Origin of the sequence: Streptomyces sp. NPDC001568 (genome assembly GCF_042893755.1) — a bacterium.
Lineage (GTDB): Bacteria > Actinomycetota > Actinomycetes > Streptomycetales > Streptomycetaceae > Streptomyces.
The window spans coordinates 170,978-194,396 of the sequence record NZ_JBIAVF010000002.1 but is presented as its reverse complement, the minus strand read 5'-3'; the positions used below and the strand labels follow the sequence as shown (position 1 = coordinate 194,396).

Here is a 23,419-nt window from a genome sequence, read left to right as displayed (position 1 = left end):
CGCCGCCGGCCCCGGGGAGGTGCGCTGACATGGACCGTCGCCTACTCCTGCTGCTCTCCCTCGCCTGCGCCGTCGGCGTCGGCAACGTGTACTTCCCCCAGGCGATCGGCCCCCTCGTCGCCGTCGGACTGGGGGCGTCCCCGGACTCCGCGGCCCTGATCGTGACGGCCACCCAGATCGGCTACACCGCCGGGATCTTCCTCCTGGTGCCCCTGGGCGACCGGTTTCCGTACCGGCCCCTGCTGGTCACCCTGTTCGCCCTCACCGGCGCGGGCCTCCTCGCCGCCGGCTGCGCGCCGGCCCTGCCGCCGCTCGTCGCGGCGAGCGCGCTCGTCGGGGTCACCACCGTGGCCGCCCAACTCGTCGCCCCGCTGGCCGCCGGCCTGGTGGGCGAGGACCGCCGCGGGGCGGTGATGGGCATTCTGCTCAGCGGCTCGCTCGCCGGGATGCTGCTCGCCCGCACGTTCAGCGCCGCGCTCGGCGAACGGTTGGGGTGGCGTGCCCCCTACCTGGTCGCCGCCACGGTGGTACTGCTCCTGGCCGTCGTCCTGGCCCGCACCCTGCCGGCCACCGCCCCGCCCAGGCGTCGCCCGTACCCGGCCCTCCTGGCCGAACCCCTCCGGCTGCTGCGCACCGAGCCCGAACTACGTCGTTCCTGCCTCTACCAGGCCACCGTCTTCGGCGGTTTCTCCGCCGTCTGGACCTGCTTGGCGCTTCTGCTGACCGGCCCCGCGTACGGCCTGGACGTCCGGGCCGTGGGGTTGCTGGCCCTGGTCAACGCGGTGACGGTCGTCTGCACCCCGTACGCAGGACGGCAGGTCGACCGCCGGGGGGCCGACGCGGTGAACCTCGTCTGCCTGTCGGCGGTCCTCGGCTCGGCCGCGCTCCTCGCGGCGGGTTCGGGCGGCGGAGCCGCGGGCCTGGCCGCTCTGGTCGTCGGAACGCTGCTCCTCGACGTCGCCATGCAGTCCGGCATGATCGCGAACCAGGCCCGCGTCCTGGCACTGCGCCCCGACGCCCGCGCCCGCCTCAACACCGCCTACATGACGTGCGCCTACCTGGGCGGCAGCGCGGGCTCCTGGCTCGGCGTACGGGCCTACGGCCTGGCCGGCTGGGGCGGGGTGTGCGCGCTGCTCGCGGCGCTCGCCGGGCTCGCGCTGGCCCGCCACCTGACGGCCCCCGCCCCCGGAAGCCGGCTCCGGACCCCCCGGGCTCGTCGGACGCGCGGCCCGGCCCCCCGACGACGACGGCGCCCACCGGCGCCGAGTGCCGGTGAGCGCAGTGCGCGGCGTCAGTCGCCGCCGCCACCACCTCCGCAGCCGCCCCCGCCGCCGCAGGACGAGCCGCCACCGCAGCCGCCCCCGCCGCCGTCCCCCCACGAGCGGGACCGCCGCCTGCGCGAGGACCCGCCGCGCCGACGGTTCCCGCGGGTCACCGAGAAGAGCACCACGGCGAATCCGACCACGAAGATCATCAAGATCTCCATCACACCACCCCCCGTACTTGATCCCATTCCAACCGGATTGTATGAGCGGTATCCCCACCCCGGCCGACCCCTACGACGGACTTGAGGAACTCCAGAGCTTCGCCCCGCGGCGGGTGCCCGGGCGGTGCCTACGCGGGCCGTGAGTAGGCGTACTCACGACAGCGGGCCGGATCGCTCCCGATGATGGGCAGCGACCCTTCCGCACCGCCGCACCAGCGAGGTCCCGTGCTCACCCGAATCGCCGACGCCCTCTTCCCCGCCTTCGGCACCCTCTCCGTGACCGCCGACTCCGACGACACCCGGCCGGAGGGCGCCTGCGTCCTCGTCGCGAACCACACCTCGCTCTGCGACCCCGTCGTCGTCGCGGCCGCGCTGCGCAGGCTCGGCACGGAACCCGTGATCATGGCCGCCGCCGGGCTCTGGCGGATCCCCGTCCTCGGCGCGGCCCTGGCCCGCGACGGGCACATCCCCGTCCACCGCGGCACCGCCCGCGCCGCCGAGGCGCTCGACCGGGCGGCCCGGGTGCTCGCCGGCGGACGTTGCGTCCTGCTGTACGGCGAGGGCCGGCTGCCGACCCGCCGCGACCCGGGGGAAGAGGCGCCGGGCCCGTTCCGCAGTGGCGCGGCCCGCCTCGCCCTGGCCGCCGGCGTGCCCCTCGTGCCGGTGGGACAGGCGGGCGCCCGCCGGCTGTGCTCCGGAGGCACCGTCAAGCAACTCGCCGGCGCGCTCACGGCGCCGGCCCGCCGCCCCCGTCTGCACGTCCACGTCGGAGCGGCCGTGCGGCTGCCCGGTGCGGTACCCGAGGCGAGTGCCCACGCCCATCGGGCCGTCACGGCGGCCTGGCGCACCGCGGTGGACGCCCTGGCCGAGCCCCTCGTCCGCTGACACCGGTCCGCGTCCCCGCCCGACGGCCGGGCGCCCGCCTCCGGGCTGTCGGCCGGGCGGCGGGCGCGTCGAGTCGTGGGGGAGGGGGAGGTGGGGTCGTGCGGACCCGGGGTTCAGGTGATGTCGGCGGAGACGGACCGGTCGGTGTGCCCCTGCACGGCCGTCCGGAAGGCCTCCATGCAGGGGGTGCAGTAGCGTTCGGCAGCCGCCTCCCCGGCAGTGCTCCGGGCGGTGGCCGAGGGAGGTGCGTGCCGGCCGCAGAGGGTTCCGGCAGGGCCCTCCTTGGCGAGGACGTGCCACAGGAGTTCGCCACGGCCGTCGGGTGAGTCCGCGCGCATTTCGTACATGAGAATGCCCTTCGCGCTGGCTGGGCGGGCGAAAGGTCGCCCGTCGTCCATGAGAGCCCGATTCGGCCGCAAGGGCCACTCGGCCTCGGCCGCCCGGGGGAAACCGGGCCGGCGGAGGTTTGAACCCCGCTTCGGGCGCACGCGAAACCCGGCGCGTTCGGAGACGGGTCGGCCGCGCGGGGGGAGCGGTCCGTGGCGGGCAGCGCCGCGTGACGGTGATCCGCCCGGTCGGGTCGGCACCCCCGCTACCGGGCGACCGGCGCGATCGGGCGCCACCTGCAACATGACTCGACGGCAGTGGATGTGACCAGGCGTCAATGCCGGTCGTTCCACGTCGCTGCGGCACGGGCTTGACCTCAACTCCGGTTGAGGTCGCAGGATTGCCCCGACGAGGGGGCGCCGGAGAGCCCGGAGGCCCGACCGGAGGGGGAGCGGCATGCGCGTGACGGAGGTACGGGAGTTCGGTGGTCCGGAGGTACTGGTCGCGGGGGAGGCGCCCGAGCCGGTGGCGGGACCGGGCCAGGTGTTGATCGCCGTGTCCGCCGTGGACACGATCTTCGTGGAGACGCAGGTGCGCGGCGGCTGGGGCCGGGAGTACTTCCCGCTCACCCTGCCGTACGTTCCTGGCGGCGGCATCACCGGTACCGTCCGCGCGACGGGCGAAGGCGTGGATCCCGGGTGGACCGGCCGCCGGGTGGCGGTGTCCCTCGGGTACACCGGCGGGTACGCGGAGTTCGCGGTGGCGGCCGCCGACGCACTGGTCGTCGTACCCGACCCGGTCTCCCTCACCGACGCGGCGGCCCTCGTGCACGACGGGGTGACGGCGGCCAAGCTGCTGGAGGTCACCGGGCTCCGGGCCGGTGAACAGGTGCTCATCGTGGGTGCGTCGGGCGGCATGGGCGGCGTGCTCGTCCAATGGGCGAAGGCGGCGGGCGCCCGCGTGGTCGGGGTGGCGCGCGGCGACCGGAAGACCTCGCTGGTGCGGGAGTTGGGGGCGGACGCCGTCATCGACGCCACCCGACCGGACTGGGTGGAGGCGGCCCGCGTCGCGCTCGGCGGGGTCGGCGCCGACGTCGTCCTCGACGGAGTGGGTGGTCACCTCGGCCTGGCGGCCTTCGCGTTGACGACGGACGGCGGCCGGTTCTCCGCCCACGGCGCGCCCACGGGCGGCTTCGCCCCCGTGCAACCGGAGGAGGCCGCCGCCCGCGGGGTCCGGCTGCTCGGCATCCAGGACGTCCGGATGTCGGCCGAGGAGCACACCGACCTGGTGGGGCGGGCCCTGCGGGCGGCGGCCGACGGGACGCTGCGCCCGGTCATCGGCGCCACCTTCCCGCTGGAGCGCGCGGCGGCGGCGCACGAGGCGATCGAGTCCCGCACGCTCCTCGGAAAGGTCGTGATCACCGTGTGAACGGACCCGGCGCCCGGTCCGGGTCTGCGCCGTCGGAGCCCCCGACCGTGACAGGAACACGCCGGCCGGGGCCAGGAGTCGGCATCCCGCACCCGCAGCCTCACCTCGTGTCCGGGGCCTCGGAGGCCTTCCGGTCCGGCGGTGGGCCGTCGGCGGCGATCCGCTCCAGATCCGTCATGAGGGAGTCCAGCCACGAGGTGGTCGCGTAGTACAGGCGGGGTGCGCCGGGCGGTTCCGCGGCGAACCCGTCGAAGGTCGGATCGCGCAGCGGGATCGCGGCGTACGGGGTGTCGCCGCCCGGGTCGAGCCGCGCCGACACGAGCAGCATCCGCCCCGCGACCCGGTCGCCGAGTCCGGTCACCGAGGTCGCGGGTTCCCGCCCCATGGGCGGGGCGACGATGCGTTCGGGCGGTACGAGCAGCCGGTCGGCGCCCCACAGCGTGTGGTGGCCGACCATCAGCGTCGCCTGCCAGTCGCGCCCGCCCGACGCCGTCCGCCCCTTGGGCTCGCTCTGGTACTGCGCGTACGCGGACTCCGCCAGGATCAGCGCGGTGCGCAGCGACCGGTGGCCCGGGGCGCTGAGCACCGGCACCCGTACCCCGCCCGCGGCGATCTGCGTGGTCGTGGCCACCACGATCTCCGCCGCGCCCCGCAGGAGCACCGCCACCGAACGCCGTAGCTCGGCCTGTGCGCCGCGCGGCCAGGCCAACAGGCCGAACACGGCGCCGATGGCGCTGCCGGTCAGTACGTCCAGCAGCCGGAACTCGGCGAGCTGCCAGGTCGCGGGGGCCAACTGCGCGAACACCAGGGCGACCACCAGGGTGAACATCGCCTGGGCCCAGCCGACGCCCTTGACCGGCCCCAGCGTGAACGCGACCAGCATGAGCGGGGGCAGCGCCGCCGCGTACACGGCGATGTGCGTGCCCACCACCGCCAGCAGCGTCGCCGCGACGAGCGCGCCGGCCAGGGTTCCGACGAGGGCGACCCGGACGGTGGAGCGGGTCTCCTCCACCGTCGTACGGGTCAACGTCAAGGTCGCCAGCAGCACCCAGAACCCGTGCGGCAAGGTGTCCTCCCCGGCGATCACCCGCGCGGCCGCCAGCGCCAGGCTGAGCCGTACCGCGTTCTGGAAGAGCACCGACCGCCGCGCGGCGTGCCCCGACAGTCGGAACCACCACAGTCGGGGAGCGTGCATCCGGGCGTACCAGAACCGGCCCGGCGCCGCCTGGGCGGCGCCCGCCCGGCCCGCCACGGCGATGCCGGCCGCCGTCGACATCGCCAGCGCGGCGTCGGCGGCCTCCAGGACCGCCGCGTGCCGGCGCAGCAGCGCCGGGGAGGGGTCCGCCGCCGGGCCCGCCGCCAGGGCGGTACGGGCGCGCAGCAGCTCGGCGTGCGCGGCCACGGAGGTCGTCCCGCCGCGGAGCCGGTCGGTCGTCTCCGCGGCGGCGTCCCGTACCGCCCACAGCACGGCCAGGTCGGCCTGCCCCGGCTCCGGTCCGGGGACCGGCGGCAGCAGGACGAGCCGGTTCAGCAGGGTACGAGTCGTGAGCCCCGAGTGGGAGAGGGCGCGGTCCCGAATGCCCGGCCCGGCCGGCCGTTCGGCCTCCGGCACCTGCGAGGGCCGCAGGCGGGTCCCCGCCTCCTGCGCGGCCCGCACCAGCGGGCCGTGGACGGCGTACGGGGCTTCGGTCAGCTGGTCGGCGCAACCGCGCGCGGTGTCGGCGGCCCGGGCGGCCAGTTCCCGGTACGGCACCGTCGGTGGGTCGGGGAACAGGAACATCTCCGCCAGGAACAGCAGGGCGATGCCGACGGTCGTGCCCAACAGGCGCTCGTCCAGGGTGTCCGGGGCGTAGGGCGGGAACGACGGCAGGATGTACATCAACTGCAACCCGGGCGCGGCGCCCGCCGGCCGCGGGCCGCCCACGGCGCTGAACGCCAGCGCGAAGCCGACGACCAGCATGCCCAGCACCGCGCTCCAGGTCCGTACGGACAGGTAGGTGCCGATGGTGATCAGCGCCCAGCAGACGGGCAGGAGCGGCAGCACCACCGCGGCGCGCTGTCGGCCCGTGCCGGGGATGTGGGACAGCCCGGCGAGGGCCACCGCCGCGAACAGCGCGTACGTCGCGCCGGTGGCCGAGCCGAACCCGTAGAGGAGCAGGTAGAAGCCGGCGCCGGCGGCCACGGTCACCCGGATCGACCGTCGGCCCGCCGCCGCATAGGCGGCGGGCAGTCGTCTCCCGCGGACGCCGCCCGTGTCCTGCGGATCACCACCCATGTCCCCAGGATCACCCCGCGCCGGCAGACCGGCACGCGGCGGAGCCCGCGGCCGGGGCGCGCCGGGGACGGGGCGCGTGCGGTTGTGCGACAGGCCGCCGCGTGCGCTACAGTGATCTTGTTCCTGCGGCCGTGATCAACGGCAGCGGGACCCGCGTTGGTGGTCCAAGGAAAGACGCCCCACTTCCCGTGGGGAAATGTAGGTGCAAGGCCTGCCCAGCGCTCCACACGGAAAGCCCCGTTCTCCTCACGGAGACCGGGGCTTTCCGCCGTCCCGCCCCGGCGCCCACGGCCGGCCGGCGGTGATCACGTAGTAGTCCAGGACCCGTTCCTCCCACGCGGCCAGGAAGTTCCGGGGCCAGGTTCCGGGGCTCCAGAGCCGCGAGAGCCAGCGGTCCCAGCCGGGCCAGACGTGGGGCCCGATCGAGCGGCTACGGACATCGACGAGCCCGGAGCCGGTCAGGGCGTCGGTGAGCCGGGACACGGGCCGCGCGATGTCCAGGCCACTGGCGTACGAGTCGAGCAGACCGGCGAGCCGGTCGGCCTGGGCGGGAGTGCCGTCGACGGTGAAGAAACTGGCGACCGCCAGCCGTCCGCCGGGGCGCAGCACGCGGGCCGCTTCCCGGGCGAACGCGTCGAGGTCCGGGAAGTGCTGGGCGGCCTCGACGCTGTAGAGGCAGTCGAACTCGCCGTCCCCCAGCGGCAGGCTCTCGGCGGCGCCCAGCGCGAACCGCAGCCGGTCCGGCTCAGCGGCCAGCAGCGCGGCGTTGACGTCCCGGGCCCGCCTGAGCTGATGGGGGTGGATGTCGACCCCGGTGATACCCGCCGGCCGGTACTCCTCCAGTGCGAGCGCGCAGCCGACGCCGAGGCCGCACCCGACCTCCACGACCCGCCCGCCGCCCGGGGCGACGGCGTCCAGGACGTGCCGGTAGAGGTCCTGCTCGCTGCGGAGCCGGTCACCGTCCGACAGGGGTTTCTCGAGATCGACGGCCTCCCAGTAGCCGAAGTTGATGAACCCTTCGGTGAACACGGGCACGGAACTGAGGTCGGCCGGCCCGTACGTCTCCCACACCGGAGGTCGCACGGCCGGATCCGACGGCTGTCGGGACTCATCGGACTGCTGTCGAAACCCACCGGTCAACGCCCCACCACCTCCGTGGACTCGGGGGACGGTCCGGTCCCCGCGGTCCAGTGTGGCCCGCGCACCGCCTCCCCCGACAGACCGCCCCACCGGCACGGGCCAGGACTGGTGCGGCGGGTCGCGTCGAGGAGGCCGGGCGACTCGTGCGAATCCACCGGCCGGGCATCCGAAGGGTCCGCGATCTCGTGGAATCACCCAGTGGGTCTGCTCCGCCCCACCCGGATACGTTCGTGCGATGCGTGATTCACGGGGTGGCGGTATGACGGGTGCGGTGACGTCCGTACTGGTGGCGGCGGTGCTCTGGGGCACCGTGGGGCCCGCTCAGATCTGGGCGGACACGGGGACCCACCCGGTGTCCCTGGGCGCGGCCAGGATGCTGCTCGGCGGGCTCGTGCTCAGCCTGCTGACCGTACGCCCCGCCGGACTGCGGAGCTTGCGCCGGCCCGGCGCGGGCCGGTGGCTCGCGCTGAGCGTGCTGGTGACGGCCGCCTTCCAGGTTTGCTTCCTCCAGGCGGTCGAACGTACCGGCGCGGCGCTCGCGACCGCCGTCGCCTTCGGGACCGTGCCCGTGGTCAGCGGCCTGTGCGCGCGCCTGCTCTCCGCCGAGCGGCCGACCCGGCGGTGGCTGTGGGGGACGGGCTGCGCGGTGGTCGGGATCGGCCTGCTGTTGCTGCCCGGCAGCGGGGCGCGCGCGGACGGGGTGGGCGTGGTCTGCGGCGTCGTGGCCGGAGCGAGCTTCGGCGTGTACATCGCCGCGACGAAGGAACTGGGCTCCCTGGGCGTCGACCTCGGGGCCGCGGCGCCGGTGAGCGTGCTGTGCGCGGGGCTGCTGGTCGCCCCGTACCTGCTGGTGGCCCCGGAGGGTCTGACCGCCCCGCGGGCGGTCGCACTGATCGGCTGGTTGGGCCTCGGTACGACCGCCCTCGGCTACCTGCTGTTCACCCGCGGCGTGGGACGCCTCAGCGCGGCCACCACGGGCACGCTGAGCCTGACCGAACCACTCGTCGCCACCGTGCTCGGCGTGGTGTTCCTCGGCGAGCGGCCGGGACCGCTCGCCGCGGCGGGCGGCGGCCTGCTGCTCGCCGGGCTCACCCTCGTCTCCCTGCCGGAGCGGCGACGGGAGGCCGAGGCGGACCCGGCGGACGCCCGGGAAGTGCCGGCCGGCCGCGCCGGTACGTCCTAACGGTCCTGGTAGGACGTCATGTTGTCCCGCACCCGGGACGAGAAGAACATCGGTCCGATGGCGTCGGCCCAGGCCATCCCCTCCGGGGTAAGCCCGAACGTCCCGCCCGTCTCCCGCACCCACCTCTTCTCCACCAGCGCGCCGAGCTGCGGCGCGAAGTCGTCCTCGAAGCGGGTCGCGAACTGCTGCTCGTAGCCGGCGGCGCGCAGACCGGTGGACTCCAGGAGCTGCTGGAGGACGTACATGCGGCGCCGCTCGCCCGCGTCCATCCGGAACGCCCACTGCGCGCGCCGGAACTGCTCGGTCGGGGTGGCGATGTAGTCGTCGATGATGCGCCGCACCTCGGGCACGGCCACCGCGTAGTCGGTGGTGTAGTGCAGGTCGGTGGTGAACGAACGGGCGCCGACGCCGAGTCCGACCATGCCGGCCTGCTGGTTGTACTCGCTGATGCTGCTGCCGTCGGCGTCCTCCACGGCGGCGGTCCCGATCCGTCGGAAGACCCGCATCGACGTCTGCTCGTACCCCGCCGACAGGAGGTGGTCGCGGCCGAAGCGGTAGAGCCGCAGCCGCTGGTCGTTCCAGTCCTGCAAGGTCTTGGCGTGCCGGCTGCTGAGCCCGGTCAACGGGCGTACGTACAGCGGGTACAGGTAGACCTCCTCCGGCTCCCAGGCGAGCGCGGCGTCCAGCGACACCTTGAAGGTGCGCTCGGTCTGGCCGTCGATGCCGTAGATGAGGTCGATGTTGAGGATCGGGAACCGGGCCTCCTTCAGCAGGGCGAGCGCGCCCTCGACCTCCGCGCGCTTCTGCGGGCGGACCGCGGCGCGCGCCTCCTCGTCGATGAAGGACTGCACGCCGATGCTCAGCCGGGTCGCGCCCCGCTCGGACAGGACGGCGATCCGGTCGGCGGTCGCCGTCGCCGGCGAGGTCTCCACCGACCAGGAGGCGGCCTTCAGATCGGCTCCCATGATGTTCTCGCTGATGTCGCACAGTCGCGTCAGCTCCTGCGCCGTCAGGTACGTGGGCGTGCCGCCGCCGAACGCGGCGAGCGTGAACCGGATCGGCGCGCCCTGTGCCTCCAACGCCTCCCGGGTCACCCGGGCCTGCCGCTCCAAGGTGCGCAGGAAGTCGCTCGTGACCTCCTCGGGGGCTCCGGTGCGGGTGAACAGGTTGCAGAACCCGCAGCGCATCTCGCAGAAGGGTATGTGCGCGTAGAGCGACAGCGTGTCGAGCCTCTCCTTGCTCCACAGCTCGCTCAGCAACGGGCCCTCCTCCAGCAGGCGGTAGGCCTTCTGGTGCGGATAGGCGTACACGTACTGCTCGTACGGGGTGTCGGGTTCGGTGAGCGGCAGGGAACCCCGAAGGGCCGGCATCGGGAGCGCAACGGTCTTCGACATGACGGGAATTGACTCGCTTTCGGATCGAAACGGATCACTGTTCGTGACAGGGCGTCACTTTAGGTCGCCCTCCGCGTCGATCTCTGTAGTGGAATTCCCATGAGATGGCTTTCGCCGTATGGAGGTTCATATGTTCTTTCCGGAAGTAGGTCGCCTTCCTCCGCGAATGTCACCGCCTGCGGGGTTCGGACGGGTGGCGGTGCGCCGCTCGCCGGGATATTCGTGTCCGCCATGACCACCAAGAGACTTCTCGTCGCGGCGGGCGGCGGCGGCGACGCCATCACGGCCGCGATGGTGCACTCCGCCCTGCACGGGTCCGCCGCCCCCGCCCTCGTCCTGACCTACGCCTGGGAGCGCCTCGTCGTCGACCCGGTTCCCGGGCCGCGCCGCGCCACGGACTTCACCGGTACGCGGTCGGCCGGTCCCGGTCTCGCCCTGGTCACCCCCGACACGAGGCCCGTTCCGCCGGCCGGTTCGCTCCTGCCGCCGCTGGCCGCGGGACTGCGGCCCCGGCTCGGGCTGCTGGACCCGTACGGCGGTGCGACCGGCCTAGCGCGGCAGATCGCGGCCGCCGCCCGGTGGTGCCGAGCCGACCGGATCGACCTCGTCGACGTCGGCGGCGACATCGTGGCCCGCGGCGACGAGCCGACCCTGCGCAGCCCCCTCGGCGACGCCCTCGCCGTCGCCGCCTGCGCGGCCACCGGCATCCACACCACCGTGTACGTCGCCGGGCCCGGCCTCGACAACGAGGTGCCGCTGCCCGTTCTCATGCCCCGACTGGGCGCACCGGCCTTCGCCCTCACCGCCGAGGACACCGAGGGCGTACTCGGGGTGTTCGACTGGCACCCCTCCGAGGCGAGCGCCATGCTCGTCGCCGCGGCCCGGGGGATACGCGGCGTCTGCGGCACCCGCGACGCCCCCGCGCCCCTGGTCCTGGACGAGGCCTCCCGCGGGGTCCACCGCCTCACCCTGCGGCGCACACTCGAACTCAGCCCCCTGGCCCGGGCCTTGGCCGGCTCCACGACCCTCGAGGCCGCAGAGGAGGTCTCCCGTACGGTGTGCGGGTTCTCCGAGATCGCACGCGAACGGCGGCGCGCCGCGCACGCCGCCGGCGTCGGTGCGTCACCGGCGCCGGGAGCCTCCCCGGCCGCTCCCCGGAGCGTTGGAGCCGTCCGGGCCCGTTTCGCCGCCTGGGAACGCGCCACGCTGGCCGACGGCATCGAGTACGTCACGAGTCGCAGGATCACCGAGGAACTCGAACTCTCCTCCACCGAGGCCGATGTGTTGCTCGACGAGCTGCGTGCCGGCTCCCCCGTACGGCGGGCCGCGCCCCTGTGGAAGCTGGCACCCGACCGCGTCCCGGAGCCGGCGTAGGAAGCCGTTCGCCCTCCGACCCCGGCCGGGTTGGTGGCCATCCAGCGGCGACGGCAACGGCGACGGCGACGGCGACGGTCGGCTGGTGGCGGGAAAGGCCGGCCGACACAGGACGACGGCCGTGACCGCGAGCGACTCGCCGGGGCGCGGGCCGTCCGTACGGCCGGGGGACGCGCGGGCCGCCCGGCGGTGAGCGGCCGTGTCAGAACAGGGTGCGTTCGATCCGGCTGAGCATTTCCGTCCGGCCGGACCGTTCGCCCTTCGCGGCCGGGGCGCCGTCCTTCGGGGCGCGACCCACACGCTGGGAGAGGAGGTAGGCGATGACTTCGGCCTCCTGCTCCTGGACGTCGTCGTAGGTCGCGCGCAGGAGCATGTCGCGCACGAGGTCGGGATCGAGGTTGGGGAAGAGGAAGCGGGAGCTCGCCTCGTCCAGCCAACCGGCGCCGCGGTGGCGGCAGATGATGTGACCCAGCTCGTGCAGGACGATGTGCTCCTGGTGCGCGCCGGTCGTGTTGGCGTCGTAGAAGATCAGGTCCTCGTCGCGCGCGGCGACCCACATCCCGCACGGCTGGGACGCGGGCATCGGCATCGGGATCAGCGTGATGGGACGTTCCCGGACCCCGCCGACGTACCGGCAGAGCTCCGCGACATCGGCCCCGTCGGGCAGGCCGAGTTCGGCTATGCGCCGAGCGCCGTCCTTCCGGAGCTGCTTGAGGCGGCTGCGACGGTTGTGGTCGGCCGGCCGGCCCTTGCCCGGGACCCTCACTCCGCTTCCGCGGGGTCCGAGGGATCGGTGACGGGCGGCAGACCCTGCATCTGACGGTACTGGTCCATGATGGCCGTGATGGCCTGGAGGTTCTCCTTCTTCATCCCGGCCGCGCGCATCGCCACGGAGCGCACTCCGGCCTGCCGCAGCGCCTCGATGGCGGCGACCTCGCTGAGCACGGACTCGGCGACCTCGTCGTCGAAGAAGTAGGCGACGGACACCCCGAAGAACTTCGCCAGTGCGGCCAGCAGGTCGGGGGAGGGATTGGCGCGCTTGCCCGTACGGAGCTGGGACAGGTACACGCCGCCGGCCTTGAGGTCGGGATTGACCCGCTTCAGCTCGTCGGCGACCTCCGCGTTGGTCCAGTGCTTCCCCTTGGGGCGAACCGTCTTGAAGAGGTTGTCCAGGCGCACTGCCAGCACGGGCCGGTCGTCAGTCTCGGGCACGGTGCATCTCCCTTCCCTCCACCTCCTCGGAATTGCTCTCAGCTATCCGTCAGTTTTGCAGATTAGCGGTCAGTTGACAATCTGTCCGGAGTCCGCCACCGTGGACCTCGCCGATAGCTGCCAGCTAACTTTGCTCACGGGGGTGGCCGAGTTCGCAGGCGGCGTCGTTCGGCTCGTTCCGGGCCGGCCCTCGGGGGATGGGGGCCGGCCCGCAACCGTTCCGGCCCGGACTCACTTGCCGAGCGCGCGTTTGAGTTCGGCCTTGTCCATGGACGAGCGTCCCTTGATGTTCCGCTGCTTGGCCTCGTTGTAGAGCTGCTCCTTGGTGGGCCCCTGCGCGCCGCTGTGGGAGTGCAGTCCGCCGCGCCGGGAGGAGGAGATGTCCTGGAGCGAGGACCGGCTCGCGGTCCTGGACTCGCCCGCGCGGGCCCGTTCCTTGTTGACGGTGCGCGCCGCGATCTCCTTGGCCCGCCCGGGGCTCTCCCCGCGCTCCTCGGCGCTCTCCTTGATGTGCTCGTACTGCCGTTCACGCTTGGGGCTGGAACCGCGCGGCATGGTGACTCCTCGGTTCGGTCGCGGGCAGGTGCGTGCTGCGCCTACCCGAACGTGCTGCGCCTACCCGACGCGCACGGCCGCATTCGTGCCCGCGCCGGGCCGGTCAGGCCCCTTCGTCGTAGGTGCCCGCCTGGACTTCGAGGGCGAGTTGTTGCAGCACCTCGATCGAGGAGACGTCCGTGCGGCCCGCGTCGTGTGCGATGGCGAGGCTGGTGAAGGCCAGGCTGAACCCGGACACCATCGTGTGCAGGGCCGGACCGAGCGCCTCCGCGACCACCCGTGCCACCTCCCGGGGGGAGGCGTCGGCGGGCACCTTGATCGACGGGAGCATCTCGTTCAGCAGCTGCGAGGCGACCCCGGCGGTCGGTCCCGGGTCGTCGTCCTCTTCGCCGGCCTCGACCGCCCTGCGGATGTCCTGGGCCTCGGTCAGGATGCCGATCACTCGCTTGAGGACTTCAGCGCGTTCCATTCCCGCAGGGTAGCCCCGGGACGGCCGCCGGGGCAGGCCGCGTCCGGACGGTCGCGTGAGCTTCCCCGTGGAGATCGGGGCCCGGGCGTTGTCAGTGGGCTCGTGGATGATCGGCGCGTCGATTCTTCGAAGGGGACGGTGGCGCCATGCCGATCACGAACGAGCAGGTCACGAAGCACGCATTCCTGCGGTTGCTCTACACGGACTCGTACTACCCCGATCACGTCGTCGACAAGGGCAGGGCGATCCTGCTGCGGCTGTGCGAGCGCATCGAGTCCGCACCGCCCTCGGACCTGTCGGCCCTGTACGTGCTCACTCATGCCGCGACGGAGGAGTTCAACCTGCTGGAAGCGGATTTCGAGGAGGCCGGGAGCTGCATCGAGACGGTGGCGCGGGAGGAGATAGCCGAGGACTTCTGGCGCATCGCCGCGGCCTACGGGTTCCAGGACGCGGACATCGAGGAGCTGATCGCGACCCGCGACTGGTGAGGCTCGAGGCGTCCACCGCGTCGTCGACGGACGGAACGTGCGGCGTCAGCTGTGGGCCTGGCCGTAGTGGCGGGCGAATTCCTCCCGCTGGCCCGGGTCACCGTCGTACTTCGCGCGGTCGTACTCCGGCGCGTCCTTGATCTGCTCCTTGGTGCGGGCGACGTACACCACCTGCTCGGTGGTGTCGATCCGCCGGATCGTGCCCGCCGGCAACAGGACGTGCTTACCGAAGATCCACACCCCGGTGTCGACGACGAGGTACGAGGCCCCGACGTCCTCGGAGTGCTTGTCGATCTTCCCGATCGAGCCGTCGGTGGCCTCGACCTTGTAGCCGATCAGGTCGAGGCCCTGCTCGTGGCCCGCGTCCCGGTGGTAGCCCCAGATGTCCTGCGCGGTCATGGCTCCCGCCTCACTTCGCCTGCGTTCCCGGTCCGTCGCCCTTGCCCCGCCGGGGTCCCACCCAGCGCTTGCGGCCCGAGCCCGCGTCCTGTCCGGGCTGCGGCCGGTCGAGCCGGCTCGCCTCGTCCGTGTCGGCGGCGCGCGTGCGCTCGTCCTCGGGGGCGCGCGAGGGCTCGCCATCGGGGCGCCCGGAGCGCGGTGGGCGCGGGGCGTGGTGACCGTCGTGCGGTGGGACGCCTCCGGCGCCGCCCTGCTCTTCCATGGCTGCCTCCTGTGGTGTCCCCCCAGGTCTGCGGGCCCGCCTGAGGGGCGGCTGCCCGCCCGGCCCCCGGCGAAACCCCGCGACCTCATCGAGGGCCATGGCGTTACGGAACGCGACCGACGGGGTAGGTGCGGCGTACGGGGTGCGGCTCGGCCACCCAGGCTGCGACGGGGTCGCACCCCGGCCCCACCCTCCCCGAGTGATCCCCGACGGGTTACGGGCGCGCCGGGTAGTCCGTGTAGCCGCGGGCGTCGCCGCCGAAGAAGGTGGCCGGGTCCGGGGTGTTGTACGGGCCCTCCGTGCGCAGCCGGTCCGGCAGGTCCGGGTTGGCGAGGAAGAGGGCGCCGAAGGCCAGCAGGTCCGCGGTGCCGTCCTCGATCAGCCCGAGCGCACGGTGGTCGGTGGGCCCCTCGGTGGCAGGGTTCAGGACGAGCGGACCGCTGAACTGCTTGCGCAGCGCGAGGGTCGCCTCCCGGGCGTCGGGGCCGAACTCCATCACGTGCAGGTAGGCCAGGCCCAGCCCGTCGATCTCCTTGACCAGCGCTTCGTAGACCGGCTGCGGGTCGGGCTCGGAGATGTCGTTGTACGGGTTCCCGGGGGAGACGCGCAGCGCGGTGCGGTCGGCGCCGATCGCCGCGGCGACCGCCTTGACCACCTCGACGGCGAAGCGGACGCGGTTCTCGGTCGTGCCGCCCCACTCGTCCGTCCGCCGGTTCGATCCCGGGGCCAGGAACTGGTGGATCAGGTATCCGTTGGCCCCGTGCAGCTCGACGCCGTCGAATCCGGCCTCCACGGCGTTGCGGGCGGCCTCGGCGTAGTCGGCGATCGTCTCCCGCACCTCGGCGCCGGTCAGCTCGCGCGGCGTGACGAAGTCCTTGAGGCCCTCACCGGTGAACACCTGCCCCTGGGGTGCGATCGCGGAGGGTGCGACCGGTACCAGGCCGTCGGGCAGCAGGGACGGGTGGCCGATCCGGCCGGAGTGCATCAGCTGGGCGAAGATCCGGCCGCCGGCCGCGTGCACCGAGTCGGTGACCCGGCGCCAGGCGGCGATCTGCTCGGCATTGTGCAGGCCGGGGGTGAAGGGGTAGCCCTGCCCGACGACGGAGGGCTGGATCCCCTCCGAGATGAGCAGTCCGGCCGAGGCCCGCTGGGTGTAGTACTCGGCGAGGAGATCGGTCGCGAGGCCGCCCTGCGCCGCGCGGCTGCGGGTCATGGGAGCCAGGGCGATCCGGTTGGGAAGGGTGTCGCCCGCGATGCGTACCGAGTCGAAAGCGCTGGTCATGTTCGCCTCACATAATGATTGGTCGGCCAATAATCGGCTGTGGAAGCAGCGTACCGCATTACTTGGCCGGCCAAGGTAAAACTTCCGGGCCGGGTAAAGTTCATGGCGAAGGCCATGGACCGGACCCGCCGGTCCCGACCGAGGAGGAGCGCCGCCATGACCGCGGAAGCCGCTCAGGAACCGCGCGCCACCCCCGAGTGTTCGGTGCCCGGCGCCGTACTGGAGGGGCCGGTGAGTCACGCGATCAGCCGGGTGGCCCGCCTCCACCGGATCGCGGCGGGCCGGGTGCTGCGCGACCTGGGATTGCACCCGGGGCAGGAGTTCCTGATGATGCATCTGTGGGACAACGGCGCCGTCCGCCAGTCCGAGCTGATCAAGACGGTCGGCCTGGACCCGTCCACCGTGACCAAGATGCTCCAACGTCTGGAGCACGCCGGGCACGTACGCCGCCGCCCCGACCCCTCGGACCGGCGGGCCTCGCTGGTGGAGGCGACGGACAGCAGCTGTGGGCTGCTCGTCGAGGTCCGCCGGGCCTGGGGCGAGCTGGAACGCCAGACGCTGGACGGCCTCGACGGGGCCGAGCGCACCGAACTGGCCCGTCTGCTCGGCAAGGTGGAGACGACCCTGTGGGCGGAGGTCGCCCGCGGCGGCGGCGCCGAATGCGGCGCGGCGGGCGGAGAACCGGGCCTGTGCTGAGGTCCGTCCGGACCGACGGGCGGGCCGGGTGAGGCCGTTCAGCCGGCGTTCACGCCGTGGCCGCAACGCCTCCCTGGGCTCCCGGGGTCCGTCACACGCAGTGGAAGGGAATCCGGTGTCCTTCACCGTCTCCGTCCGTTCGGCTCTCCTACCCGCCGCCGCCCTCGCGGCCCTGGTCCTGGCGTCCGCGCCCGCGCAGGCGGCGTCCGTCTCCGTCACCGCGACCGTCGAGACCGCCCCGGTCGCGCACGGCGGCGACGCGGCCGACGACCCGGCCGTCTGGGTCCATCCCACCGATCCGGCCGGATCCGTGGTCGTGGCCACGGACAAGAAGGGCGCCCTGGAGGTCTACGACCTGTCCGGGACCCGGATTCAACGGATCAACGGCGACCACGGCAACAACGTCGACCTGCGCGGCAACATCGTCGTCTCGGCCGACGACGAGGCCGCGGGCGGCGACGGCGCCATGCACGTCTACCGCATCGACCCGGCGACGCGGCAACTGCGGCACCTCAAGGACGTCCCCACCGAGGTCACCGCCCACGGCATCTGCCTCTACACCTCCCCGACCTCCGGCAAGCTGTACGCCTTCCCGAACTCGACCTCCGGCCGCGTCGAGCAGTGGGAGCTCGCCGTGACCGGCGACGCGGTGACCGCGACCTCCGTTCGGCTGTGGGACGCGGGCTCCGCCGTCGAGGGCTGCTACGCGGACGAGAGCACCGGCAAGCTCTACCTGGGCGAGGAGGACGTCGGCGTCTGGGTGTACGGAGCCGAGCCCACCGCCGGAACCTCCCGCACCAAGCTCGACTCCACCGGCTCAGGCGGTCACATCACCGCCGACGCCGAGGGCATCACCGCCGCCGGCAACCGGATCTACGTGTCCTCCCAGGGCAGCAACGACTTCACCGTCTACGACCGCACCAGCCGTGCTTACCTCGGCCGTTTCTCGGTCGCCAACGGAACCGCGGCCGACGACTGCGAGGACACGGACGGCATCGACGCGACCGCCGCCAACCTCGGCCCGGCCTTCCCGCAGGGCGTGTTCATCTGCCAGGACGGCTCCAACGGCGCCCCCGGCAGCAGCGGCAACCAGAACTTCAAGTTCGTCCCGCTCCAGCGCGTCACCGCGCTCTTCGGCTGACCGCCGCCGGCTTCCCGAACGGGAGCGGCGGCCACGGCCCCGGCACCGGCTTCCCGCCGGTGCCGGTACCGCCGAAACGCCGGTGCGGGTAGCGCCGAAACGCCGGTGCGGGTGCCGCCGTCACGGACCGGTCAGCCCGGCCTCGTACGCGGCGATCGCCGCCTCCACCCGGTTGCGGGCGCCGAGCTTGCCGAGGATGGCGCTGACGTGGGCCTTCACCGTTCCCTCGACCAGCCCCAGCCGGGCGCCGATCTCGGCGTTGGAGAGCCCGGCCCCGACCAGGGTCAGGACGTCGTGCTCCCGCTCCGTGAGCCGTTCCACCGGCCGCCGGGGCGGCAGCCCGCCCCGCGACCGGCCGCTGCGCAGCCCGGCCACGACCCGCGCGGCGACCCGTGGCGACAGGTACGCCCCGCCCGCGGCGACCGCGTGCACCCCCGACAGCAGTTCCCTGGGATCGTCGGCCTTCAGCAGGAAGCCGCTCGCGCCTTCGCGCAGGGCGCGGTCGATGAACTCGTCCTCGCCGAAGGTCGTCAGCATGACGACGGCCGTCCCGGGCAGCTCGCGATGGATCCGGGCGCACGCCGCGATCCCGTCGAGCCCCGGCATCTGGATGTCGACCAACGCGACGGCCGGCCGGTGCCTGCGCACCGCCTCGACGGCCTCGTGCCCGTCGGCCGCCTCGGCGACGACCTCGATCGCGGTGTCCCGCGCCAGGATCGCCCGTATGCCCGCCCGGACCATCGCTTCGTCGTCCGCGATCAGCACCTGAACCATCGACGCAGTCTAACGACGTGCCGCGGACCGCCCGTTCGACGGGGGACCCCCGACGAAAGTCGGGGGAGAGGCCGCCGCCTCCGGGCCGATGCGCACCCACCACGCCGCTTCCTACCGTCGTTCCGTACCGCGAACGGACGAAGGGAACACCGTGATCACCCTGAGAGGGCTCACCAAACGCTACGGCGACACCGTCGCCGTCGACGGCCTGACGCTGGACATCGAGGAAGGCCGGGTGACCGGCTTCCTCGGCCCCAACGGGGCCGGCAAGTCCACCACCCTGCGGATGGTCCTCGGCCTCGACCACCCCACCGCGGGCGAAGCGCTCATCGGCGGCCGGCCGTACGCGGCGCTGCGCCGGCCGCTGCGCGAAGTGGGCGCGCTCCTCGACGCGAAGGCCCTGCACCCCGCCCGCTCCGCGCGCAGCCACCTGATCGCGCAAGCCCGCAGCAACGGCATCCCCCTCCGCAGGGTGGACGAGGTGCTCGAAACGGTCGGGCTCGCCAAGGTCGCCCGGCGTCGCGCGGGGGCGTTCTCGCTCGGCATGCACCAGCGACTCGGTATCGCGGGGGCGCTGCTCGGGGATCCGCAGGTCCTCGTCCTCGACGAGCCGGTCAACGGCCTGGACCCCGACGGCGTCCGCTGGGTGCGCGAACTCGTGCGCGCACAGGCCGCGCAGGGCAGGACCGTCCTCCTGTCCAGCCACCTGATGAGCGAGATGCAGCTGACGGCCGATCAACTCGTCATCATCGGGAGGGGCCGCCTCCTCGCCGACACCACCATGGCCGACTTCCTCGCCCGGAGCGCCTCGGCCTCGGTACGGGTACGGGTGCCGGACCCCGCCGACCGGCGGACCCTGACCGGCCGACTGGACTCGTACGACGGCGTGAGCGCCGAGCCGGCCGGCGGCGAGGAGGACGAGATCGCCGTCCGCGGCCGGACCGCCGAGGAGATCGGGGACCTGGCCCACCGGCTCGGCATCCGGCTGCACCGGCTGAACGGCGTACCGGCCTCCCTGGAGCAGGCGTACATGGAACTGACCGCGCACAGCGTGGAGTACGGGGTCGCCGGCGGTGCCGCCGCGACCGGGGAACCGAACCGGAAGGCCGGGGTGTGAACCGCATGCCGCAGGTCGAGAACGCCGTCGAGGACGGGGTCGTCGTGGGTACGGTCCCGGGGGAGAGGATCCCCGTCGGCCGCTCCGGCGGGGGCTTCGCCGGAGCGGTCGGAGCCGAGTGGGCCAAGCTGTGGTCCCTGCGGACCCCGTGCGTCTGCCTGCTCGCGGGCGCCCTGCTGACGGCGGTGTTCACCTTCTACTACGGCTCGATCGCCCGCATCAACGACAAACCGGTCCAGCCCCTCGGCAACGCCCCGGTCGCGTCGGTGATGCTCGGCCAGTTCGCCGTGATCGTCCTGGCGATGGTCGTCGTGACGAGCGAGTACGGGACGGGCAGCATCCGCACCTCGCTGCTCTGGGTCCCCGTCAGGCACCGGGTGCAGCTCGCGAAGGCGCTCGTCGCCGCCGGCGTGGCCTTCGCCGCCGGGAGTGCGTTCTCGGTGCTGGGCATGGCCGTCGCCCGGGTCCCGTTCCGGGGGCACGCCTCCTTCGAGGTCGCGGAGGCGGCCGGTCAGACCCTGGCGACCGGCCTCTACTGCGCCTTGGTCGCCGTACTGACCGTGGGCGCGGCGTTCGCCCTGCGGACCGCCGCCGGAACCCTCTGCGCCGTCTTCGTCCTGATCTCCGCCCTGCCGACCGTGTGCACCGGCCTGGGCGGGCCGTTCCTGCTCGCGGTCAACGACCACCTTCCGCAGACCTCCGGCGGCCACTTCATGCTCGGTGCGGACGGCGGGCCCTACCCGCGCCCCGTCGGGCTTCTGATCCTGGTTGCCTGGACGGTGGCCGCCCATCTGATCGGCCGGTTCGTCCTGCGGCGCCGCGACGCGTAGCCGGCGGCCGTGACGCCCCGTCCGGGCGGGGCGTCACGGCCGCCGCCGGTAGCCTCGGCCGCAGGGGTGGGGCGAACACGCGACGAACGAGGGGGCGAACAGGTGACGAGGTGGGGACCGCGCACGGCGTGGGCACGGGCTGCGGGGGACCTCGCCCTGTGGGCGGTGCTGGCAGGGGCCGGTGTCCACGCCTACCGGCAGCAGGCGGACCCCGCGCCGGTGCTCACCGTCGTACTGCCGCTGCTGGTCCTCGCGGCAGTGGTTCCCGGCAGTCGGAAACGGCCCGGCACGGCGGTGTTCGTCGCCAACGCCCTCGTCGCGCTGGGCCTCGCCCACACCACGCCGGTGGCCAGCCCCTACCTGGCGGCGCTCGCCGCGATGGCGTACCTGCTCGGCAGCAGGCGGGAAGCCGGCCCCGGACCGCTCGCCCTCTTCGGCGCCTGCGCGGTCCTCGACCTCGCGGTCTGCGCCGTCCTGGACGTCGACGTCGTGTACTGGTTCTACACGCTGTCGATGGTGCCCGTGACGCTGGTCCTGCCCTGGCTCGCCGGCCGGTACCGGCGGGCCCGGCGGGACCTGGTGCGCGGGGGCTGGCAACGGGCGCGCAGCCTGGAGCAGCGGCAACGGTTCGTCGCGGAGCGGGCCGGCCTCCGGGAGCGGGCGCGGATCGCGGCGGACATGCACGACTCGCTCGGCCACGAGCTGAGCCTCATCGCCCTGCGCGCGGGGGCGCTGGAACTGTCGCCGACGCTCACCGGCCAGGACCGGGAGGACCTCGCCGCCCTGCGGAACGCCGTCGCGGACGCGGTCGGCCACCTGCGCGACACCATCGGCGTCCTGCGGGCCGGCCCCGCGGGTGCGGACGACGCCGAGGCCGCCGGTCGGAAAACGGCCCCGGCGTCGTCTGTTCCCTCGTCGGTTTCCTCGTCGGCCGAGTCGGTGGAGGGCCTCGTCCGCCGGATCCGGGAATCGGGCGTGGCCGTGGAGCTGCACCGCGAAGGCGTTGCTCCCGCCCTGCCGCCACTGGTGGACCGCACCCTGTACCGGGTGGTCCAGGAATCGGTGACCAACGCCGTCAAACACGCCCCCGGGGCCGCGATCCGGATAGCCGTCACGCACCGGGACGGCAGGACCCTCGTCCGGGTGCGCAACGCGGCCCCCGCCACCTCGCCGGCCGGACCCCCGGCGGGCGGCGGCCACGGGCTGACGGGCCTGCGCGAACGGGTCCGGCTGATCGGCGGCACCCTGCGCACAGCGCCGCGCGACGGCGGCTACGAGCTGCTCGCCACCCTGCCGGACCTGATCGCCCCGCCCCACCCGACACCGCCCACCGGGCCCCGCTCCGACCCCGGCGGCGTGGCGTCCCGGCACGCCGAGGCCCGCCGCAATGCCCAGCGGCGGTTCGCCGTCGCCGCCGCCGTCCCGGCGGGCTTCGCCGCCCTGACCCTCGTCTGCGTGGCGTACCTCGCCCAGCAGCTCACCGCCTGCGTCCTGAGGCCGAGCGACTTCGCGTCCCTGCGTCCGGGGCAGGAGCGTACGGAGTTCGCCCGCGCCCTGCCCGCCCAGGAGTTCCGCTTCGTCCCCGACGAGGTGAAGGCCCGACCCGCGCCCGAGGGCACGGTGTGCGCGTTCTACCGCTCGAACGGCAACCTCCTGGACCCGGTGGACGTGTACCGGCTCTGCTACGCGGGATCCCGTCTGGTGGCCGCGGACACCCTGCCCGGGTGAGCGACCGCCTCCGGAGCGCACCCGGTGGTTTCCGAGGACGGTGGCGGGTAGGCGCCCCAGCGGAGACCGCTGACCTCCCCGCTCCGGACGAGACGCGGGTCCCACAGCACCCGCGACGGCGGCCGGGGCGGTCCTCTCCCCGATCGGAGGCCCCACCATGGGCCGTACGCCGTCCTCGACCGCACCCCGACGCTCGGGACCCCGCACCGGATCCGGCGCCTCACGCGTCCGCGACTCCCGTCACGCGACCCCGTACGGCCCCGCGCCCCGGGGCCCACGGCGGGCGACCCGGGCGGCGTGGGCCCCGCCCGTCGCCGCCACCCGGTGAGGCCGCCATGTCACCGCGCCTGCTCCTCGCCGCCGGGGCCGCCTGCACCGCACTGCTCGCCCCCGCCACGGTTCCGGTCGCCGCCGGCGCGGACCAGGCCGGGGCCCGGGCCCGCAGCACCGGGACGGTCGTGATGTCCATCCCCGCCATCGGCCTGGAGGACCTGTCCGTCGTCCCGTACCAGGGCAGCCCCGACGACGCCCCGGGCACCCGGATCCAGGACCGCGGCCTCGCCGCCAGCCCGCACGGCCCCAACGGCGGAGCCGGCCCCGGCGAGGTCGGCAACTACATCGTCACCGGCCATCGCGTCGCCGCGGGGGGACCGCTGCGGGACCTGCCGTCGCTGCCATCGGGCTCCTCCGTTTTCATCACCGCCGACGGGGTGACCTACCAGTACACGATCACCACCACCCGGACGACTTCCTTCCGGCAACCGGCGTCCATGGCGGCTCAGCGCGCCGCGGTGCCCGGTTCGCCCGGCGCCGTACCCGTCCGGGCGATGATCACCGTCACCACCTGCCTCACCCCCGAGGACGACGCGGCGGGCAACTTCTGGCGCGACGCGCAGAACAACCCCGAACACCGCCTCGACAAGATCGGCGTCCTCACCTCCACCAAGTCCTGACCCATGCTCGGGCGGGGCCGG

24 protein-coding genes are annotated in these 23,419 nt (G+C 73.8%); 12 read left to right on the top strand and 12 right to left on the bottom strand.

Features of this window, described 5'->3' with window-relative positions:
* Positions 1-29: 29 nt before the first annotated feature.
* A complete protein-coding gene (locus ACFY0I_RS03995) occupies positions 30-1,571 on the top strand; it encodes an MFS transporter (RefSeq protein ID WP_388889784.1) in 1,542 nt (513 codons plus the stop codon).
* A 140-nt stretch (positions 1,572-1,711) separates the two neighbouring features.
* Positions 1,712-2,371 (top strand): lysophospholipid acyltransferase family protein, encoded by a 660-nt coding sequence (locus ACFY0I_RS03990; RefSeq protein ID WP_388889781.1) that lies wholly within the window; start codon positions 1,712-1,714, stop codon positions 2,369-2,371.
* A 113-nt stretch (positions 2,372-2,484) separates the two neighbouring features.
* Here the strand turns inward: ACFY0I_RS03990 and ACFY0I_RS03985 are convergent, their stop codons facing one another.
* Positions 2,485-2,718 carry a hypothetical protein gene (locus ACFY0I_RS03985; protein ID WP_388889779.1) on the bottom strand — a complete coding sequence of 78 codons (234 nt, stop codon included), beginning with the start codon at positions 2,716-2,718 and terminating at the stop codon, positions 2,485-2,487.
* A gap of 436 nt (positions 2,719-3,154) precedes the next feature.
* Between ACFY0I_RS03985 and ACFY0I_RS03980 the strand changes: the two genes are divergently transcribed.
* Positions 3,155-4,126, top strand: coding sequence for a zinc-binding dehydrogenase (locus ACFY0I_RS03980; protein ID WP_388889776.1), 972 nt, complete (start codon positions 3,155-3,157; stop codon positions 4,124-4,126).
* 100 nt (positions 4,127-4,226) lie between these two features.
* On the opposite strand, the gene ACFY0I_RS03975 is transcribed toward ACFY0I_RS03980, so the two are convergent.
* Complete coding sequence (locus tag ACFY0I_RS03975) at positions 4,227-6,401, bottom strand: FUSC family protein (protein WP_388889774.1); 2,175 nt, start codon at positions 6,399-6,401, stop codon at positions 4,227-4,229.
* A 246-nt stretch (positions 6,402-6,647) separates the two neighbouring features.
* Positions 6,648-7,484, bottom strand: a complete 837-nt coding sequence (locus ACFY0I_RS03970) for a class I SAM-dependent methyltransferase (RefSeq protein ID WP_388889772.1) — start codon at positions 7,482-7,484, stop codon at positions 6,648-6,650.
* A gap of 292 nt (positions 7,485-7,776) precedes the next feature.
* Here ACFY0I_RS03970 and ACFY0I_RS03965 point away from each other — a divergent pair, with 292 nt between their 5' ends.
* Entirely contained in the window at positions 7,777-8,724 is a 948-nt protein-coding gene (locus ACFY0I_RS03965) for a DMT family transporter (protein WP_388889769.1), read from the top strand.
* On the opposite strand, the gene ACFY0I_RS03960 is transcribed toward ACFY0I_RS03965, so the two are convergent.
* Entirely contained in the window at positions 8,721-10,118 is a 1,398-nt protein-coding gene (locus ACFY0I_RS03960) for an STM4012 family radical SAM protein (RefSeq protein WP_388889767.1), read from the bottom strand. The two genes, ACFY0I_RS03965 and ACFY0I_RS03960, sit on opposite strands and share 4 nt — an antisense overlap.
* Before the next feature lie 231 nt (positions 10,119-10,349).
* Between ACFY0I_RS03960 and ACFY0I_RS03955 the strand changes: the two genes are divergently transcribed.
* The gene (locus tag ACFY0I_RS03955; protein ID WP_388889766.1) at positions 10,350-11,492 is read left to right on the top strand and encodes a DUF1152 domain-containing protein; all 1,143 of its coding nucleotides are present in this window, start codon (positions 10,350-10,352) and stop codon (positions 11,490-11,492) included.
* Positions 11,493-11,694: 202 nt separating this feature from the next.
* Here ACFY0I_RS03955 and ACFY0I_RS03950 read toward each other — a convergent pair whose 3' ends face one another.
* The 4 genes from ACFY0I_RS03950 to ACFY0I_RS03935 form a co-directional block, all read right to left on the bottom strand.
* Complete coding sequence (locus ACFY0I_RS03950) at positions 11,695-12,258, bottom strand: toxin (RefSeq protein ID WP_388889764.1); 564 nt, start codon at positions 12,256-12,258, stop codon at positions 11,695-11,697.
* Positions 12,255-12,704, bottom strand: coding sequence for a helix-turn-helix domain-containing protein (locus tag ACFY0I_RS03945; RefSeq protein WP_388889761.1), 450 nt, complete (start codon positions 12,702-12,704; stop codon positions 12,255-12,257). Before ACFY0I_RS03945 ends, ACFY0I_RS03950 begins: the two co-directional genes overlap by 4 nt.
* A gap of 231 nt (positions 12,705-12,935) precedes the next feature.
* Positions 12,936-13,259 (bottom strand): plasmid stabilization protein, encoded by a 324-nt coding sequence (locus ACFY0I_RS03940; RefSeq protein ID WP_388889758.1) that lies wholly within the window; start codon positions 13,257-13,259, stop codon positions 12,936-12,938.
* Between the two features lie 103 nt (positions 13,260-13,362).
* Positions 13,363-13,728 (bottom strand): hypothetical protein, encoded by a 366-nt coding sequence (locus tag ACFY0I_RS03935; RefSeq protein ID WP_388889756.1) that lies wholly within the window; start codon positions 13,726-13,728, stop codon positions 13,363-13,365.
* A 146-nt stretch (positions 13,729-13,874) separates the two neighbouring features.
* Between ACFY0I_RS03935 and ACFY0I_RS03930 the strand changes: the two genes are divergently transcribed.
* Entirely contained in the window at positions 13,875-14,216 is a 342-nt protein-coding gene (locus ACFY0I_RS03930) for a DUF5713 family protein (protein ID WP_388889754.1), read from the top strand.
* Between the two features lie 45 nt (positions 14,217-14,261).
* Here ACFY0I_RS03930 and ACFY0I_RS03925 read toward each other — a convergent pair whose 3' ends face one another.
* From ACFY0I_RS03925 to ACFY0I_RS03915, 3 genes are all read right to left on the bottom strand, one after another.
* Positions 14,262-14,615 (bottom strand): PRC-barrel domain-containing protein, encoded by a 354-nt coding sequence (locus ACFY0I_RS03925; protein WP_388889751.1) that lies wholly within the window; start codon positions 14,613-14,615, stop codon positions 14,262-14,264.
* A 10-nt stretch (positions 14,616-14,625) separates the two neighbouring features.
* Positions 14,626-14,877, bottom strand: a complete 252-nt coding sequence (locus tag ACFY0I_RS03920) for a hypothetical protein (protein ID WP_388889748.1) — start codon at positions 14,875-14,877, stop codon at positions 14,626-14,628.
* Positions 14,878-15,091: 214 nt separating this feature from the next.
* A complete protein-coding gene (locus ACFY0I_RS03915) occupies positions 15,092-16,159 on the bottom strand; it encodes an alkene reductase (protein ID WP_388889746.1) in 1,068 nt (355 codons plus the stop codon).
* A 156-nt stretch (positions 16,160-16,315) separates the two neighbouring features.
* Here ACFY0I_RS03915 and ACFY0I_RS03910 point away from each other — a divergent pair, with 156 nt between their 5' ends.
* Both ACFY0I_RS03910 and ACFY0I_RS03905 read left to right on the top strand, forming a co-directional pair.
* The gene (locus ACFY0I_RS03910; RefSeq protein WP_388889743.1) at positions 16,316-16,855 is read left to right on the top strand and encodes a MarR family winged helix-turn-helix transcriptional regulator; all 540 of its coding nucleotides are present in this window, start codon (positions 16,316-16,318) and stop codon (positions 16,853-16,855) included.
* Positions 16,856-16,970: 115 nt separating this feature from the next.
* Positions 16,971-17,996, top strand: a complete 1,026-nt coding sequence (locus tag ACFY0I_RS03905) for a phytase (protein ID WP_388889741.1) — start codon at positions 16,971-16,973, stop codon at positions 17,994-17,996.
* A 120-nt stretch (positions 17,997-18,116) separates the two neighbouring features.
* On the opposite strand, the gene ACFY0I_RS03900 is transcribed toward ACFY0I_RS03905, so the two are convergent.
* Positions 18,117-18,770 (bottom strand): response regulator, encoded by a 654-nt coding sequence (locus ACFY0I_RS03900; RefSeq protein ID WP_388889739.1) that lies wholly within the window; start codon positions 18,768-18,770, stop codon positions 18,117-18,119.
* A 151-nt stretch (positions 18,771-18,921) separates the two neighbouring features.
* On the opposite strand from ACFY0I_RS03900, the gene ACFY0I_RS03895 reads away from it, so the two are divergent.
* The 4 genes from ACFY0I_RS03895 (at position 18,922) to ACFY0I_RS03880 (ending at position 23,398) form a co-directional block, all read left to right on the top strand.
* A complete protein-coding gene (locus ACFY0I_RS03895) occupies positions 18,922-19,887 on the top strand; it encodes an ABC transporter ATP-binding protein (protein ID WP_388889737.1) in 966 nt (321 codons plus the stop codon).
* A gap of 5 nt (positions 19,888-19,892) precedes the next feature.
* Positions 19,893-20,717: an ABC transporter permease gene (locus ACFY0I_RS03890; protein WP_388889734.1), complete on the top strand. Its 825-nt coding sequence runs from the start codon at positions 19,893-19,895 to the stop codon at positions 20,715-20,717.
* 102 nt (positions 20,718-20,819) lie between these two features.
* On the top strand, positions 20,820-22,445 hold the full coding sequence (locus ACFY0I_RS03885; RefSeq protein WP_388889731.1) for a sensor histidine kinase: 1,626 nt from the start codon (positions 20,820-20,822) through the stop codon (positions 22,443-22,445).
* A 335-nt stretch (positions 22,446-22,780) separates the two neighbouring features.
* Positions 22,781-23,398 carry a sortase domain-bontaining protein gene (locus tag ACFY0I_RS03880; RefSeq protein WP_388889729.1) on the top strand — a complete coding sequence of 206 codons (618 nt, stop codon included), beginning with the start codon at positions 22,781-22,783 and terminating at the stop codon, positions 23,396-23,398.
* Positions 23,399-23,419 lie beyond the last annotated feature (21 nt).

Bases quoted from the DNA above. Each gene is read 5' to 3' on its own strand.
- ACFY0I_RS03995 (WP_388889784.1), top strand. From the start codon at position 30: ATGGACCGTCGCCTACTCCTGCTGCTCTCCCTCGCCTGCGCCGTCGGC.
- ACFY0I_RS03985 (WP_388889779.1), bottom strand. From the start codon at position 2,718: ATGTACGAAATGCGCGCGGACTCACCCGACGGCCGTGGCGAACTCCTG.
- ACFY0I_RS03980 (WP_388889776.1), top strand. From the start codon at position 3,155: ATGCGCGTGACGGAGGTACGGGAGTTCGGTGGTCCGGAGGTACTGGTC.
- ACFY0I_RS03975 (WP_388889774.1), bottom strand. From the start codon at position 6,401: ATGGGTGGTGATCCGCAGGACACGGGCGGCGTCCGCGGGAGACGACTG.
- ACFY0I_RS03965 (WP_388889769.1), top strand. From the start codon at position 7,777: ATGCGTGATTCACGGGGTGGCGGTATGACGGGTGCGGTGACGTCCGTA.
- ACFY0I_RS03960 (WP_388889767.1), bottom strand. From the start codon at position 10,118: ATGTCGAAGACCGTTGCGCTCCCGATGCCGGCCCTTCGGGGTTCCCTG.
- ACFY0I_RS03955 (WP_388889766.1), top strand. From the start codon at position 10,350: ATGACCACCAAGAGACTTCTCGTCGCGGCGGGCGGCGGCGGCGACGCC.
- ACFY0I_RS03940 (WP_388889758.1), bottom strand. From the start codon at position 13,259: ATGCCGCGCGGTTCCAGCCCCAAGCGTGAACGGCAGTACGAGCACATC.
- ACFY0I_RS03935 (WP_388889756.1), bottom strand. From the start codon at position 13,728: ATGGAACGCGCTGAAGTCCTCAAGCGAGTGATCGGCATCCTGACCGAG.
- ACFY0I_RS03930 (WP_388889754.1), top strand. From the start codon at position 13,875: ATGCCGATCACGAACGAGCAGGTCACGAAGCACGCATTCCTGCGGTTG.
- ACFY0I_RS03925 (WP_388889751.1), bottom strand. From the start codon at position 14,615: ATGACCGCGCAGGACATCTGGGGCTACCACCGGGACGCGGGCCACGAG.
- ACFY0I_RS03920 (WP_388889748.1), bottom strand. From the start codon at position 14,877: ATGGAAGAGCAGGGCGGCGCCGGAGGCGTCCCACCGCACGACGGTCAC.
- ACFY0I_RS03915 (WP_388889746.1), bottom strand. From the start codon at position 16,159: ATGACCAGCGCTTTCGACTCGGTACGCATCGCGGGCGACACCCTTCCC.
- ACFY0I_RS03910 (WP_388889743.1), top strand. From the start codon at position 16,316: ATGACCGCGGAAGCCGCTCAGGAACCGCGCGCCACCCCCGAGTGTTCG.
- ACFY0I_RS03900 (WP_388889739.1), bottom strand. From the start codon at position 18,770: ATGGTTCAGGTGCTGATCGCGGACGACGAAGCGATGGTCCGGGCGGGC.
- ACFY0I_RS03890 (WP_388889734.1), top strand. From the start codon at position 19,893: ATGCCGCAGGTCGAGAACGCCGTCGAGGACGGGGTCGTCGTGGGTACG.
- ACFY0I_RS03880 (WP_388889729.1), top strand. From the start codon at position 22,781: ATGTCACCGCGCCTGCTCCTCGCCGCCGGGGCCGCCTGCACCGCACTG.